Origin of the sequence: Shewanella sp. P1-14-1 (assembly GCF_001401775.1) — a bacterium.
Classification (GTDB): Bacteria; Pseudomonadota; Gammaproteobacteria; order Enterobacterales; family Shewanellaceae; genus Shewanella; species Shewanella japonica.
Genome location: NZ_LKTL01000003.1, coordinates 47,305 through 62,695, shown reverse-complemented (window position 1 = coordinate 62,695; position 15,391 = coordinate 47,305). Strand labels below are relative to the sequence as shown.

11 protein-coding genes and 1 pseudogene are annotated in these 15,391 nt (G+C 41.9%); all 12 read left to right on the top strand.

Annotation, left to right across the window (positions count from 1 at the left end):
- Positions 1-77 precede the first annotated feature (77 nt).
- The gene (locus AN944_RS02565; protein ID WP_144430121.1) at positions 78-494 is read left to right on the top strand and encodes a YbaY family lipoprotein; all 417 of its coding nucleotides are present in this window, start codon (positions 78-80) and stop codon (positions 492-494) included.
- A 79-nt stretch (positions 495-573) separates the two neighbouring features.
- Positions 574-1,518 (top strand): homoserine O-succinyltransferase, encoded by a 945-nt coding sequence (metA, locus tag AN944_RS02560; protein ID WP_055023022.1) that lies wholly within the window; start codon positions 574-576, stop codon positions 1,516-1,518.
- A gap of 261 nt (positions 1,519-1,779) precedes the next feature.
- Positions 1,780-4,107 (top strand): immune inhibitor A domain-containing protein, encoded by a 2,328-nt coding sequence (locus tag AN944_RS02555; RefSeq protein ID WP_055023021.1) that lies wholly within the window; start codon positions 1,780-1,782, stop codon positions 4,105-4,107.
- 409 nt (positions 4,108-4,516) lie between these two features.
- A pseudogene (locus tag AN944_RS22005) lies at positions 4,517-6,532 on the top strand (diguanylate cyclase).
- 410 nt (positions 6,533-6,942) lie between these two features.
- Positions 6,943-8,136, top strand: coding sequence for an acetyl-CoA C-acyltransferase (locus AN944_RS02540; RefSeq protein WP_055023018.1), 1,194 nt, complete (start codon positions 6,943-6,945; stop codon positions 8,134-8,136).
- 185 nt (positions 8,137-8,321) lie between these two features.
- On the top strand, positions 8,322-9,815 hold the full coding sequence (locus AN944_RS02535; protein ID WP_055023017.1) for a CoA-acylating methylmalonate-semialdehyde dehydrogenase: 1,494 nt from the start codon (positions 8,322-8,324) through the stop codon (positions 9,813-9,815).
- A 241-nt stretch (positions 9,816-10,056) separates the two neighbouring features.
- Entirely contained in the window at positions 10,057-11,214 is a 1,158-nt protein-coding gene (locus AN944_RS02530; RefSeq protein ID WP_055023016.1) for an acyl-CoA dehydrogenase family protein, read from the top strand.
- A gap of 68 nt (positions 11,215-11,282) precedes the next feature.
- Positions 11,283-12,080: an enoyl-CoA hydratase gene (locus tag AN944_RS02525; protein WP_055023015.1), complete on the top strand. Its 798-nt coding sequence runs from the start codon at positions 11,283-11,285 to the stop codon at positions 12,078-12,080.
- A complete protein-coding gene (locus AN944_RS02520) occupies positions 12,080-13,195 on the top strand; it encodes an enoyl-CoA hydratase/isomerase family protein (RefSeq protein WP_055023014.1) in 1,116 nt (371 codons plus the stop codon). Before AN944_RS02525 ends, AN944_RS02520 begins: the two co-directional genes overlap by 1 nt.
- 12 nt (positions 13,196-13,207) lie before the next feature.
- Entirely contained in the window at positions 13,208-14,116 is a 909-nt protein-coding gene (gene mmsB / locus AN944_RS02515; RefSeq protein WP_055023013.1) for a 3-hydroxyisobutyrate dehydrogenase, read from the top strand.
- 36 nt (positions 14,117-14,152) lie between these two features.
- Positions 14,153-14,911: an SDR family oxidoreductase gene (locus tag AN944_RS02510; protein WP_055023012.1), complete on the top strand. Its 759-nt coding sequence runs from the start codon at positions 14,153-14,155 to the stop codon at positions 14,909-14,911.
- 137 nt (positions 14,912-15,048) lie between these two features.
- A complete protein-coding gene (locus tag AN944_RS02505; RefSeq protein ID WP_055023011.1) occupies positions 15,049-15,279 on the top strand; it encodes a hypothetical protein in 231 nt (76 codons plus the stop codon).
- The last annotated feature ends 112 nt before the right edge of the window (positions 15,280-15,391 follow it).

Genomic DNA, 15,391 nt, shown 5'->3' with positions numbered 1-15,391 from the left:
CGATAACAAGCAAGAATATTATTCAATATAAGACGTATAGACTTCTAGAAGTCTTTATGTATGATAAGGAGACTGAAATGAGCAAGACAATGATGCGATTATTTAATGGAGTGCTTGTCGCGGTAGTGGTGCTTTTAGGATTAGGTGCATGTGCTTCGCACAATGATCTTGTCAGTGTATCAGGTGAGATCATGTATCGAGAGCGCATCGTGTTACCTGATAACGCAGTTATTAAAGTGCAACTTAAAGATGTGTCTTTGCAAGATACGAAAGCGATTGTTATGGCTGAAATGACTTCAGATGAAGTGACGACGCCCCATGCATTTACATTTGAACTTGCTCGCGATCAATTTCAGCAGGGTCATACCTATGCAGTAGGTGCCCGTATTGAGGTGGAAGGTAAGCTTTGGTTTATCAATACTCAATCTTATGTAGTTGATATTAATAGTAATGAGGCTATTAATCTTATCGTAAATAAAGTCGGTAATGAGTGATAAATGTCGGACGCAACACTGTTGTGTGTTGTTGATGTTTTCCAAGTACCGAATCTTATAGTGTTAAAAAGGTGCTTTGATGCCGGTTAGAATCCCAGATAATTTACCCGCTGCAGAAATCTTAGAATCAGAGAATATTTTCGTTATGTCCGAAACACGGGCTGCGAATCAAGATATTCGTCCAATGCGTGTGCTGATTTTAAATTTGATGCCTAATAAAATTGAGACAGAAACTCAGTTGTTACGTTTATTAGGAAATACGCCTTTGCAAGTGGATGTGGATTTATTACGTATCCATGATAAAGCTTCAAAACACACCTCAATTGATCATATGAACACTTTTTATCGTGATTTCGAAGCGGTAAGAACACGCAATTATGATGGTCTAATTATCACTGGTGCGCCACTAGGGCAATTAGATTTTGAAGATGTTGTGTATTGGGAACACATAAAAGAAATTATCGATTGGTCTCAGCAGCATGTCACATCGGTATTGTTTTTATGCTGGGCAGCCCATGCGGGCTTGTTTCACTTATATGATTTACATCGTAAACTGTTAGAGAAGAAACGTTCTGGTGTGTTTAACCACAGTCGTTGTAATAAACCACATCCGTTATTACGTGGTTTCGATGATGAATTTTTTGCGCCTCATTCACGTTTCGCTGAAATGGATATTAATGATATTAAACAGCATCCTGATTTAGAAGTATTAGCTGAATCAAAAGAAGCTGGAGCTTATATCGTGTTAAGTCGAAATAATCGAAACTTGTTTGTAATGGGTCATCCAGAATATCAAAAATCGACGTTAAACGACGAATACCTGCGTGATATTGAGCAAGGTCTAAATCCAAGTGTTCCCACTCACTATTATCGTGACGATAACCCTAAAAATGACGCCGTTGCCAAATGGCATAGTCATGGCAGTTTGTTAGTCAGTAATTGGCTTAATTATTATGTTTATCAGTTAACGCCGTATGATTTATCTGACATGAGTGCAATGACGCCATGGGAAACCGGTCGTTAGTGTCTCAATATTAAGTCATTCGTTTAATTAAAGGCGCCATTTAGTATGACTAAGTGGCGCTTTTAGTCTCACCTTATTGCCTGAAAAATACCCAAAATAATTAGTTGTTTAGCACAAGTTAATACTTGGGATTGAAATCAAGCCCAACCAGTGTCGTGTCGTTGTTTCTTCGGTTAGGATTTTTGAATACTTAGTTAACGTAGCTGAGTCTTGCTGAGTATTACTTTTCAAACGGATCTGAAATTTAATGAGGGTATTCAATTGAATAACAAGAAACTACTCCCGCTAGCGTTTGCTATTGCTGGGTTATCTGGAGCCTTGCAAGCCGCACCGCATGCTCCCACGCCACAAACGGGCGCTTTCGATTTAGTGATTGCCGATGAGCAGAAGTTAATAGAAATGCTCAAGAAATCAGGCAAAATCTCGCAAAGTGCTAGCTTAAAAGAAGCTGAAACAGCGTTAAAAACCTACCTTAAAAAACGTCAATCAGAAGCGGTACTAAATGCCGCAGCGCTCGATGCTGCTGTAGTCAGTCAGTATCCCATGACTAATGAAATTAAAGGTAAGGCTAAACATCATAAACGGCATGAAGCGTCAAAAGGACAGCTAACAGCCAATGCGATGCGAAGCCGTCCTGCGAATGTTCAAGAAGAAGTATATGAAGGTGAAACACGAGAAGCACGTGTTTTAGCGATTTTGATGGAGTTCCCTGACTTTGTGCATAATTCTATCTTACCTGATGAAACAGGTATGTATTATGAGGATTACAACCCAGACCATTATCGTCAAATCCTTTTTGGTGACGATGGTTGGGTTGCGCCGAATGGTCATCATGCTAATTCGTTTAGACAATTTTATGAGAAACAGTCAGGTGACAGTTATACCGTCACTGGCGATGTTGCTGGTTGGTATATGGCAGAAATGCCTGCAGCATTCTATGGCAACAATGTTGATGGTGATGCGAGAAGCTTAATTCGAGAAGCTTTAACAGCAGCCTCACAAGATCCCACTGTTGACTTAAATCAATTTGATATTGAAGACAGGTATGATCTTGATGGAGATGGTAATTACTGGGAACCAGATGGATTGGTTGATCATGTGATGGTATTCCATTCTGCAGTGGGGGAAGAAGCTGGTGGTGGTCAAGTAGGTGAAGATGCTATTTGGTCACATCGTTGGAATTTGGGGGGAGTATTTGGGATCCCTGATTCTTCAAGCTCAGCGCCTTATTGGGGCGGACTAATGGGGGCTTTTGATTATACCATCGCTCCGATTGACAGTGCTGTTGGAGTCATTAGCCATGAATATGGTCATGATTTAGGGTTACCTGATGAATATGACACTCAATATACTGGCCAAGGTGAGCCGGTATCTATGTGGTCTATTATGTCATCTGGTAGTTGGGCGGGTGAAATCGGCGGCACAGAGCCCGTTGGTTTTAGTCCATTCGCAAAAGAGTATTTACAAGCAAGCCTTGGTGGCAATTGGCAACACGGTGCTGTGGTGAATTTTGATGATATTCCTCGTCGAGGTGTCGTTGGTCTATTAGATCAAGCATCCAGTAAAGGCACTAATCATGATGTGATTAGGGTGAGTCTGCCAAACAAGCAACAGGTTATCACTGTGCCAACCAGTGGTGAATATGCGTATTTCAGTGGTTCTGGAGATAATCTAGAAAACCTGATGGCCGTTTCTGTCGATTTAACTGATGCAACCACTGCTGCAGTGCAGTTTAAAACATGGTATGACATCGAGCTTGATTGGGATTATGGCTATGTGATTGCTGTTGGTAGCTTTGGTCAGATGATGCTTGAAGGCAATATCACCAGTAACACAAATCCGAATGATACTAATTTGGGTAACGGTATAACAGGTAATTCAGCGGGCTGGATTGATGCTGAATTTGATCTCACCGCGCTTGCGGGTGAGGCATTTGATTTATACATAATGTATAAAACCGATGGCGCGGTATCCAACCCTGGTATGTACGTTGATGATTTAAACATTGTTGTCGATGAAACGATTGTTGCGACAGCGAATGCTGATGTGATGCCAGAAGTCATGATGCTAAATGGATTTGATGTATCGACGGGCGTTTCTGAAACTGAGCACTATTATTTAGTTGAGTGGCGAACTCATCATGGTGTCGACAGTGGTTTAGCGCATATCAATGTTGCTGGACAGCCAATGACCTATGAAAAGGGCATGCTCATTTGGTACGTGGATAATCAATATTCAGATAACTGGGTTGGTGTTCACCCTGGTGACGGTTTCTTAGGTGTTGTGGATGCTGATCAAAATACCTTGTCATGGAGTAATGGTAATGTTGCAACGACACGCTACCAAATCCACGATGCGACATTTAGAATCGATAGACCTGAAAAAATGTTTATCGATTTGTCTGAAGATTATGGCATCACTATGTATGACAACCGTACTCGTGCCCAACGTACTTTTAGAGATTCTCGTGATTACTCTGGCGGCGACTTACTTGATGCTGGACGTAATATTCCTGAATACGGGTTAACAATTCGCTTATTAAATCAAAGTGAAGATCGTAGCGTTGGTGCGGTAATGATCCAAAAGTAGTGCCTTTTTGCATAAACAGCTTGAAATAAAGCTTGCAGTTAATTGCAGATGATTCACCAACAGTGAAGTTAATGAGTGGCCTAAATAAGCCACTTTACTTCTGCAAAAAGCGCTGAGATTCAGCGCTTTTTTTATTTTTCATATTTATTTTTATACGCGAGTTATCAGTTAAAAATATCAATAGTCCTGATATTTTGCCGATAAATTATGGCAACTAAGCTAGATACAGATTAATTATCTAATCGCATTAGCGTTAGCACCGATTCAAGCATAAGCCTGCGGTCTTCGCTACATTGTCATATCGAAGCAACTCACTTATGCTGATACAATCTGTTAACCCTTGTGACAGTTTAAATTTTGTTTTGCAGACCGTGATTTATAATGGTAAGCAGGGGCATAGCGAAATCAGATGTTGAGGCGCCCATTGATTGAATTTCACCTTTGTTATTACCGAGTGCTATCGATAAGCCGATTCATTGCGTTGGTAGGCTTTATCAGTCTGGTTACTCCAGTTTATGCCAATGACAATGCAGAGCGAGCGATACAGTCAAATGATGCTCACGTCATGACATTAGATTCAGTTAAACAAGCGCTGGATAAGTTTACTGCGCCAGAGGAAAAGCTTGAGTATTTACAACAAGCTCAGCAACACCATTCGTGGAACCCAATTGATAATGCCCATATATTCAATTTAATTGCGATTGAACAAGAGGCATTAGACAAATTAGATGATGCCGTTGAATCATATTCTTTAGCGATTCAATCTGCTGAGCAAGTTGCCACTTCAGATATTTTAGTTATCAGTTATATTGAGCGTTCATTCATTAAATATTTACAGGTTAATGATAAAGAGCGCTATTGCCCTGATAGAGAATATGCATTGGAATTAGCACGCGCTATTGACTCTCCTATCGTGTTGTCCAAAGCACTCACGCAAAGCGCATTTTGCTACACTGATACACAAGTGTTTGAGCAAGGATTACAGCGCCTTGAAGAAGCTTTGTTGATTGCCAAGAAGCACCATTTCCCTCCGAACAAGCAAGCGATGATTTATAACTCAACTGGCGCGATTTACCGCTCTAATGGATTACATAAATACGCTTATGAATACTTCAATGAAGCCTATCGGTTATGGAGTGAAGTTGACGATATTCAAGACATGTTCAATATGCTGCACAACTTGGTTGGTGAGGCGATAAAAATGTCAGACTGGGAAGCGGCTGAAATTCATGTTGTCGGCCTGTTTGATTTAGCCAAGCGGCATCCTGAATTTAACGACTTCTTATTTTTCGCTTATTTTAATGCGGGTCGGCTAAGTTATTATAATAATGATCATGAGTTGGCAATTGAGCGATTGCAAAACGCTAAACAGTTAAGCTCAACCACTAATGAACAATATTTTATTGGCTTAATGTATGCCTATCTCGCTTTAGCTCACATGCAGCAAGAGCAGCCAGAAATGGCTTATGAAGCTGCTGATGAATTTATAAATTCTGACACATTTTCGGCGAGCTCTTCCTTTCTCAAAACGTCAATAATGGCGCTTAAACAGTTTTCCGAACAAGAGTACTTAGCCAGCTTTAACTTGTTGATGTCGAGCTTAAATCATGAACGTTTGACCTATGCTTCCATCATGGACAAAGACGTTATCTACTCGTCGCTAGAGCACAATTCAAAAGTCGCTGAATATGAAATCCAAATCCTAGAAAATCAGCTTGCGATTAATTTACTGAAGTTAAAGTCAGAAACAGATAAGCAGCAAATATCTCAATTAACCTTAATCGTTACCAGTTTGATTATTGTGGTTTTACTTGTTGCAACGGCTTTTTTAATTCAGTCTCGCCGCTTTTTTAAACGCCGTTCGCAAACAGATTATCTTACAGGGATATCAAATCGACGTTACACCATGGAGCAGGGGAATAGGTTATTTAGTCTTGCCCAAAAACGAGCTGAGCCATTAGCGGTGATCATTTTTGATATTGATAAATTTAAAATGATTAATGACACATACGGTCATCATATCGGGGACTTAACAATTAAAGCTGCGGCATGAAAAGCAAGAAATTGGGTCAAAAAAACGGATGTATTAGGCCGAATTGGTGGAGAAGAGTTTTTATTAATATTGCCTAATACCAATATAGACCAAGCAGTTGAAGTGGCTGAGCGACTTCGTAATAGTATCGAGCAGCAAACATTTACTTTTGATCATGTCGAAGTGAAATTTACCATTAGCTTAGGGGTTACTGTAAGTCAGCTAAGCGAAGTTGATGGTGTTGTCATAGAGCATAGCGAGCAAGATGAATTAGCAGAGCAAGATCTTGGAACTGAAGAAAGCCTAGATTCACTATCTAAGATGATAAAACGAGCGGATGCTGGTATGTATAAAGCGAAACAAAATGGCCGTAATCAAACCTTTTCGATGTGATATTTTCCTATTGATCCAATGCGTGTTGATTTGATGGCTTTCCACTATACGGGCATTAGCAACTCAATTAACCTTGATGCCCTTTAAAACCTCCGCAAGTAACCACTGTTATTTCTTTCCCATCTATTTCTTTCCCATCAAAATCTGCAGCGATTAATTCCCCGTGTAAGTAAACTCACTTTTTGACAACAATAAACTTGGCAGTCCTAGTTATAAATCCCCTTAATTATTAATGGTATATCGTTTTTGTAAATTTTCAATGACAGCCGTGTTGAAATCTTAATATGAATTTGACGATTTTTTCTTGCTTTACGTTAGCGTAAACGTCACAGTGTGATAATTGAACTAGATCACATTTTACTGTGTATTAATCTCGGCCAGAATATTTGCCGGTTTACAGCGGAGAAGTTATGAGCACCACACATTCATCACCACAAGATATCGTTATCGTTGCTGCTAAGCGCACCCCAATGGGTGGCTTTCAAGGCGCATTATCAGCAGTGACATCTCCAACATTAGCCGCCAATGCGATTAAAGGGTTAGTCAGTCACACTCAGATTGATACTCATTTAATTGATGAAGTCTTAATGGGTTGTGTATTGCCTGCAGGTTTAGGACAGGCGCCAGCTCGTCAAGCGACATTAGGAGCTGAATTACCTTTAAGTGTTGGTGCAACGACCATCAATAAAGTCTGCGGTTCAGGTATGAAGACCGTGATGATGGCGCACGACTTAATCAAAGCGGGTAGTGCTGAAGTTGTTGTTGCTGGTGGTATGGAAAGTATGACCCAAGCGCCTTATTTATTAGATAAGGCGCGTAGTGGAATGCGTATGGGTCATGGCAAAGTTTTGGACCACATGTTCCTCGATGGCCTTGAAGATGCGTACACAGGTGGTGCAATGGGGACTTTTGCCCAAAAAACTGCTGATGATTTTGGCTTAACTCGTGAAAACATGGACCAATTCGCACTGAACTCTTTAGAAAAGGCTAACACAGCGATTCAGTCTGGAGCGTTTAAAGATGAAATCGTGCCAGTGACGATTTCAAGTCGTCGAGGTGATGTCACAGTGGATACGGATGAGCAGCCTGGCAATGCGCGTCCTGAAAAAATTCCTTCACTACGTCCAGCATTTGCTAAAGACGGCACAATTACAGCCGCTAACTCAAGCTCTATTTCAGATGGTGCTGCGGCCTTAATGTTAATGAGCCGAGAAAAAGCGGAGTCATTAGGCCTCACTATTATGGCGACAATTAAAGGCCATACCACTCATTCTCAAGAGCCTTCAATGTTTACCACTGCACCCGTCGGTGCAATGAACAAGCTATTCGATAAAGTTAATTGGTCTAAAGCTGATGTGGATTTATTCGAAATTAACGAAGCATTCGCCATGGTGACTATGTTAGCTATTAGCGAATTACAACTTGACGAATCTAAAGTCAATATCAATGGCGGCGCTTGCGCATTAGGCCATCCTATTGGGTGCTCTGGTGCACGTGTACTTGTGACGTTAATTCATTCGCTAAAAGCCAAGGGCTTATCTAAAGGTGTGGCGTCATTATGTATTGGTGGCGGCGAAGCAACGGCAATGGCAATTGAAGTATAACTATCTCGCTATAACCGTTTAAGTGTCACAATCGATTAGAAAATCATTCAACAAGACTCAAGTGCTGCACGAGCTAGACAATTATTCGTAACACTAATAAGTAACAGTAATTAGTCAAAAATAACAAGCCGGCAGTACTTCACTTTCACAGAGCTTTGGGGCTCTACAGGGATTTAGGAAGCAAGATGACAGTTCAAGTGAAACATTATATCAACGGTGAATTTACCGAAGGCATGGGAACCCAACAGATTTCGGTGACCAATCCTGCAAATAACTTACCGATTGCCAATATTAATGCCGCCACGGTAGAGGAAGTTAATCAAGCGATTCATAGTGCTAAAGAAGCATTTAAAACATGGAAAGAAGTGCCGGTCTCTGAACGTGCCAGAGTGATGTTGCGTTATCAACATTTGCTAAAAGAGCATCATGACGAGCTCGCAACCATACTAGCCCAAGAAACAGGTAAAACCTTTGAAGATGCTAAAGGTGATGTTTGGCGTGGCATCGAAGTCGCTGAGCACGCATGTAACATCGCCTCAATGTTAATGGGCGAAACGGTTGAAAATGTGGCAAGAAATATCGATACCTATAGTTACACGCAACCATTAGGTGTTTGTGCGGGTATTACCCCATTTAACTTCCCAGCGATGATCCCATTATGGATGTTCCCGCTAGCCATTGCGTGTGGTAATACCTTTATCTTAAAACCTTCAGAGCAAGATCCAATGACGCCACAACGCTTGGTTGAGCTATTTGTTGAAGCGGGGGCGCCAAAAGGGGTACTGCAGCTGATCCATGGCGATAAAACGGCAGTTGATGTGTTGCTCAATGATAAAGAAATTAAAGCGATTTCATTTGTCGGTTCTGTCGGTGTAGGACAATACATCTATAAAACGGGTACCGATAACTTAAAACGTGTTCAAGCCTTTGCTGGTGCGAAAAACCATTGTGTGATTATGCCTGATGCGAACAAGCAACAAGTGATTAATAACATGGTAGGCGCCTCTGTTGGTGCGGCGGGTCAACGTTGTATGGCGATTTCTGTTGCTGTATTTGTCGGCGCTGCCAAAGAGTGGATCCCTGAGCTTAAAGAAGCACTAGCAAAAGTACGCCCAGGATTATGGAATGATGAAAATGCGGCTTATGGTCCAGTCATTAGCCCGGCTGCTAAAGCGCGTGTGCTAAAACTGATTGCTCAAGGTAAAGAAGAAGGCGCTGAGTGTTTACTCGATGGCAGTGACTTTACTGTTGAAGGATATGAGTCTGGTAACTGGATTGGCCCAACCATGTTCAGCAATGTCACCACAGACATGAGCATCTACAAAGAAGAAATCTTTGGTCCTGTACTCTGTTGTATGGAAGCTGAAAGCCTTGATGAAGCGATTGACGTTGTTAATAACAGCCCTTATGGCAACGGCACTTCTATCTTTACAGCATCAGGCGGTGCAGCACGTAAATATCAACATCATATTGATGTTGGCCAAGTGGGAATTAATGTCCCTATTCCTGTGCCATTACCGTTTTTCTCATTTACGGGATGGAAAGGCAGTTTCTATGGCGACCAACACGCCTATGGTAAGCAAGCGGTTCGTTTTTACACTGAAACCAAAACCATTACCTCTCGCTGGTTTGATGATGAAGTCGTCAGTGGCCCAAATATGAGTATTAATCTTAAGTAATTGATAAAGGCCTTCTGATGGGAGAAGGCCTTTTATCGACGTTGTAATAAGGCCGCAATGTTTGGCCTGCCGAGACATGCCATTCAGCAGGAAGCTGAATAACTAAACAACATACTACGCCTAAGTATCTGCAAACAGAGCAATATAGCTCACACAAATCTATTGCAGAACTTTAGGTTTAGTGACCACTGATAGTGGCAATTCAAATGACCATAGAGTCATAGTAAAAAAGGATTCAAACATGAATTTTGATTTCAACGAAGACCAACGCCAGTTCGCCGATCTCGCTCGTCAATTTGCTGCTGAAGAACTCACACCATTTGCAGCAAAATGGGATGAAGAGCACTATTTTCCAAAAGATGTCATTAAAAAAGCGGGTGAGTTAGGTTTTTGCTCATTGTACTCGCCAGAGTCAGAAGGTGGCATGGGGTTATCTCGCCTTGATGCTTCAATTATCTTCGAAGAATTATCCCAAGGTTGCACTGCAACAACCGCCATGTTGACCATTCATAATATGGCCACATGGATGGTAACAACTTGGGGAACCGAAACCTTACGTCAGCAATGGTCTGAAGGTTTGACGACAGGACAATTATTAGCATCTTATTGCCTAACGGAACCGGGTGCAGGTAGTGATGCCGCTTCTTTGCAAACCAAAGCGATTAAAGATGGCGATGATTACATCATTAATGGTTCGAAAATGTTTATTTCTGGCGCCGGTGAGACTGAGTTATTAGTTGTTATGTGCCGTACCGGTGATGCTGGTGCTAAAGGCATCTCAGCGATTGCGATTCCAGCTGATGCACCAGGCATCACATACGGAAAAGCAGAAGAAAAAATGGGCTGGAACGCACAGCCAACTCGATTAATCAGTTTTGAAAATGTACGTGTGCCACAAGCCAACTTGTTAGGCGATGAAGGACAAGGGTTTACCTTTGCCATGAAGGGCCTTGATGGTGGTCGCATTAATATTGCGACTTGTTCAGTTGGAACAGCGCAAGCGGCATTAGAACGCGCGACAGAATACATGAATGAGCGTAAGCAATTTGGTAAACCCATTGCCGCTTTTCAAGGGTTACAATTTAAACTAGCGGATATGGCGACTGAGCTTGTTGCTGCAAGACAAATGGTACGTTTAGCCGCATTTAAACTTGATAACAATGATCCTGAAGCAACGGCTTATTGCGCTATGGCCAAACGTTTTGCCACCGATATTGGTTTTCAAGTGTGTGATAGTGCGTTGCAAATCCACGGTGGTTACGGATATATCCGTGAGTACCCATTGGAGCGACACTTTAGGGATGTTCGTGTTCATCAAATATTGGAAGGCACCAATGAAATCATGCGTTTGATCATTGCTCGCCGTCTATTAGATGAGAATTCACACGCCATTTTATAAGTTGCCAGCTTGCTCCGTTTCGATAACGGAGCATTAATGCGCATGCACTATTGTTAAAGGATTAAATCATGACGACGACAACTGCCCAAACAGGGCCCGCTATCGTAGAAACCATTGATGGTCATACCGCCATTTTGACCTTAAATAACCCGCCAGCAAACACCTGGACATCAGCCAGTTTGATGTTGCTTAAAGATATCGTATTACGCCTAAATCAAGACAATAATATTTATGCGCTGGTGATTACAGGTCAAGGAGAGAAGTTTTTCTCAGCAGGTGCTGATTTAAAATTATTTGCCGACGGCGATAAAGGCAATGCAGCGACAATGGCCAAGTGTTTTGGAGAAGCATTTGAAACATTAAGCGCCTTTCGTGGCGTGTCTATTGCGGCTATCAATGGCTATGCCATGGGTGGCGGGCTAGAAGTGGCATTAGCGTGCGATTTACGCATTGCCGAGTCGCAAGCACAAATGGCCTTACCTGAAGCCACAGTCGGCTTGTTACCTTGTGCGGGCGGCACACAAAACTTAACGGCTTTGGTCGGGGAAGGTTGGGCAAAAAGAATGATTCTATGCGGCGAGAGAATCGATGCAGTTAAAGCCCAAACGATTGGTTTAGTAGAAGAAGTGGTTGAACAAGGTCAATCATTAGCTGCTGCGATATCGCTTGCGGCAAAAGTGGCTCGTCAATCACCGAGCAGCGTGAAAGTATGTAAAACATTAATTCAAGCTGGAAGAACCATGCCTCGCACCCAAGCTTTACCCCTAGAGCGTGAGTTGTTTGTAGGATTATTTGATACCGAAGATCAGGCTGAAGGCGTCAATGCCTTTTTGGATAAACGCACTGCAAATTGGAAGAATAACTAATGAATCAAGATGTGATTTTTCAAACATTAGGAACACTATCAGGCAAGTCGATTGGTGTGGTTACGCTTAATATTGAAAAAGCGTTAAATTCACTGAATCTTGGTATGGTTCAAGCAATGACTAAGCAGTTATTAGCTTGGCAGCAAGACAATGATATTGCTTTTGTTGTACTCGATGGCGCTGGTGAGAAAGCTTTTTGTGCTGGTGGTGATGTCAGAGCTATCTATCATGCTTCTATGGCTAACCCTCAATCAATGACTCAAGAAGCGTGTGACTTTTTTAGCGAAGAATACCAACTTGACTACCTATTACATCAGTACGGAAAGCCTGTATTAGTGTGGGGTGATGGAATTGTGATGGGCGGCGGCTTAGGGCTTATGGCTGGCGGCAGCCACCGAGTGTTAACTGAGCGAAGCCGTATTGCAATGCCCGAAATTACCATTGGTTTATATCCAGATGTTGGCGGTAGTTACTTCCTTAATAGAATGCCTGGTAAAACAGGATTATTCTTGGGATTAACGGCTTACAACATGACCGCTGCTGATGCCCATTACGTCGGATTAGGCAATCACTTTTTAAGTAGTGATGATAAAGAACCCTTGTTTGATGCTATAGCTGAAGTAAGTTGGAGTGATGATGTTGCTTTAAATCACTTACAACTAAGTGATTTACTTAATTCAATGCAGGAAAACGCGACGGCGAGTATGGGCGATAGTCTGCTAGCACAATATCAAGTTGAAATTGATCAACTCATGAGCGGTGAAATCGAAGAAGTGCATCATCAAATTTCAAGTTTAGATACTGAACTTGATTGGCTAAAGCGCGCACAAAAAACGGCATTAGCAGGTAGCCCGTTAAGTTGGTTTTTAATTTTTGCTCAAGCCAGTATCGGTAAAGATAAAACCTTAGCTGAGTGCTTTAAATGGGAATTAGGCATCAGTGTTAATTGCTGTTCTTACGGTGACTTTTGTGAAGGGGTACGAGCACTGTTAATCGATAAAGATCGAAATCCACAATGGCGTTTTCCTCACGCAAGTGATGTGACACCAGAGGCGGTGACGCAGCTATTAACGTCACCTTGGAATAATGACAATCACCCATTAAAAGACATGTAAAAGGACATTATTATGGCAACTGTAGCATTTATTGGACTCGGTAATATGGGTGGCCCTATGGCTGTAAACTTAATTAAAGCAGGCATGACCGTGACTGTTTTTGATTTGGTTCCTGCAGCGGTAGATGCACTCACATCTCAAGGTGCGCTTAGTGCCAAAACTGCCTGTGGCGCTGCGGCTTCGGCAGATTTTGTGATAACTATGTTGCCCGCTGGAAAGCATGTCCATAGTTTGTATATTGGCGATGCAGACAATAAAGGATTGTTGGATGTTGTAGCAGAAGATGCAGTGTTAATTGATTGTTCGACCATTGATGCAGGCACTGCGCAAACAGTGGGTGCACACGCGAAAGCAAAAGGCATTGAGTTTATGGATGCGCCTGTATCTGGTGGCACAGCTGGCGCCGCAGCGGGCACATTAACCTTTATTTGTGGTGGCTCAGATAACGCGTATCAAAAAGCACAAACGGTATTAACTGTGATGGGGGCAAACATATTCCACGCAGGAGCAACGGGTGCAGGTCAAATAGCTAAAATTTGTAATAACATGCTGTTGTCGGTATTGATGGTCGGTACGAGTGAATCTTTGCAATTGGGTATTGATAATGGTTTAGACCCTAAAGTGTTATCTGATATCATGAAAGTCAGTAGCGGTGGTAACTGGACTTTAGAGAAATATAATCCTTGTCCAGATGTCATGGACAATGTGCCATCATCAAATGATTACCAAGGCGGATTTATGGTTGATTTGATGGTGAAAGATTTAGGCTTGTCTCAGCAAGCATCATTGGCGTCAAATTCTAGTACGCCGATGGGAGCATTAGCACGTAGTTTATATGTAAACCATGCGAGACAAGGTAATGGCCGCCGCGATTTTTCAAGTATATTTGAGCAGTTTGCTCAAGCGGATAAGAAATCATAACGATTGATTTTAATAAATTAAGAAAGGATCCAGTTAATGGAAATTAAAGATAAAGTTGTTGTCATTACTGGCGGAGCAGGTGGATTAGGGCTAGCGATGGCGCAAGAGTTTGCCTCTCAAGGCGCAAGACTTGCACTTATCGATGTTGATCAAGAAAAATTAGAGCGTGCTTGTGCTGATTTAGGAGCGACAACAGAAGTACAAGGTTATGCCTTAGACATTACTGACGAAGAAGACGTCGTGGCAGGTTTTAACTATATCCTTGAAGATTTTGGTCAAGTGAACGTATTAGTTAACAATGCAGGTATTCTTCGTGATGGCATGATGATCAAAGCAAAAGAAGGTCTTGTGACTGACCGTATGTCTTTTGAGCAATTTCAATCGGTCATCAATGTTAACTTAACAGGGACTTTCTTGTGTGGGCGTGAAGCGGCTGCAGCGATGATTCATTCAAAGCAAGCAGGGGTAATTATTAATATCTCTAGCATTGCTAAGGCAGGTAATATTGGTCAGTCAAATTATTCTGCATCTAAAGCTGGTGTCGCAGCAATGAGTGTTGGTTGGTCTAAAGAACTTGCGCGTTATAACATCAGAAGCGCCGCAGTTGCGCCAGGTGTAATAGCAACAGAAATGACCGCTGGTATGAAACCAGAAGCCTTGGAGCGTCTTGAAAAAATGGTGCCAGTTGGGCGTTTAGGTCAAGCACAAGAAGTGGCTGCAACAGTTAAGTTTATTGTTGAAAATGATTATGTAAATGGCCGCGTTTTTGAAATTGATGGCGGTTTAAGCATGTAATTGCTACTGACTCAGACTAAAGCCAACCCGTTAATGGTTGGCTTTTTTATTACTGCGATTATTGTTACCATCTTGGCGAGTGTTATCGACAGCACTTTGTTCAGGGTATTTCACAGAATAATTAAAGGGATTGCGAAATGGATAGGCTAGAAAAAGCAATGAAGCTAACCATGCTGACAGTGGGGATTGCTGGTATTGCCGTGATTTATTTTGGCTTCTTTTATCTGCAATATAATGCTGAATTAGGCATGACAATGCCGTGGTATTTTTTGATCTCTCCTTGGGTGTGTGTTTATTTTGGACTAAGTGAACAACAACAAAGCGCCACTATTGCCTGGTTTACTCGAAAATTCACCGCAAAGAAATAGTCTGTTATTCCCTTCATTCTTCAGTTACTGAGTGGTTCTGACCTTTAATATTCCCCATCTATCTTTTTTGACTTAATAAATTCATGGAATTTCGCCTGTTTTATGGCGCCTT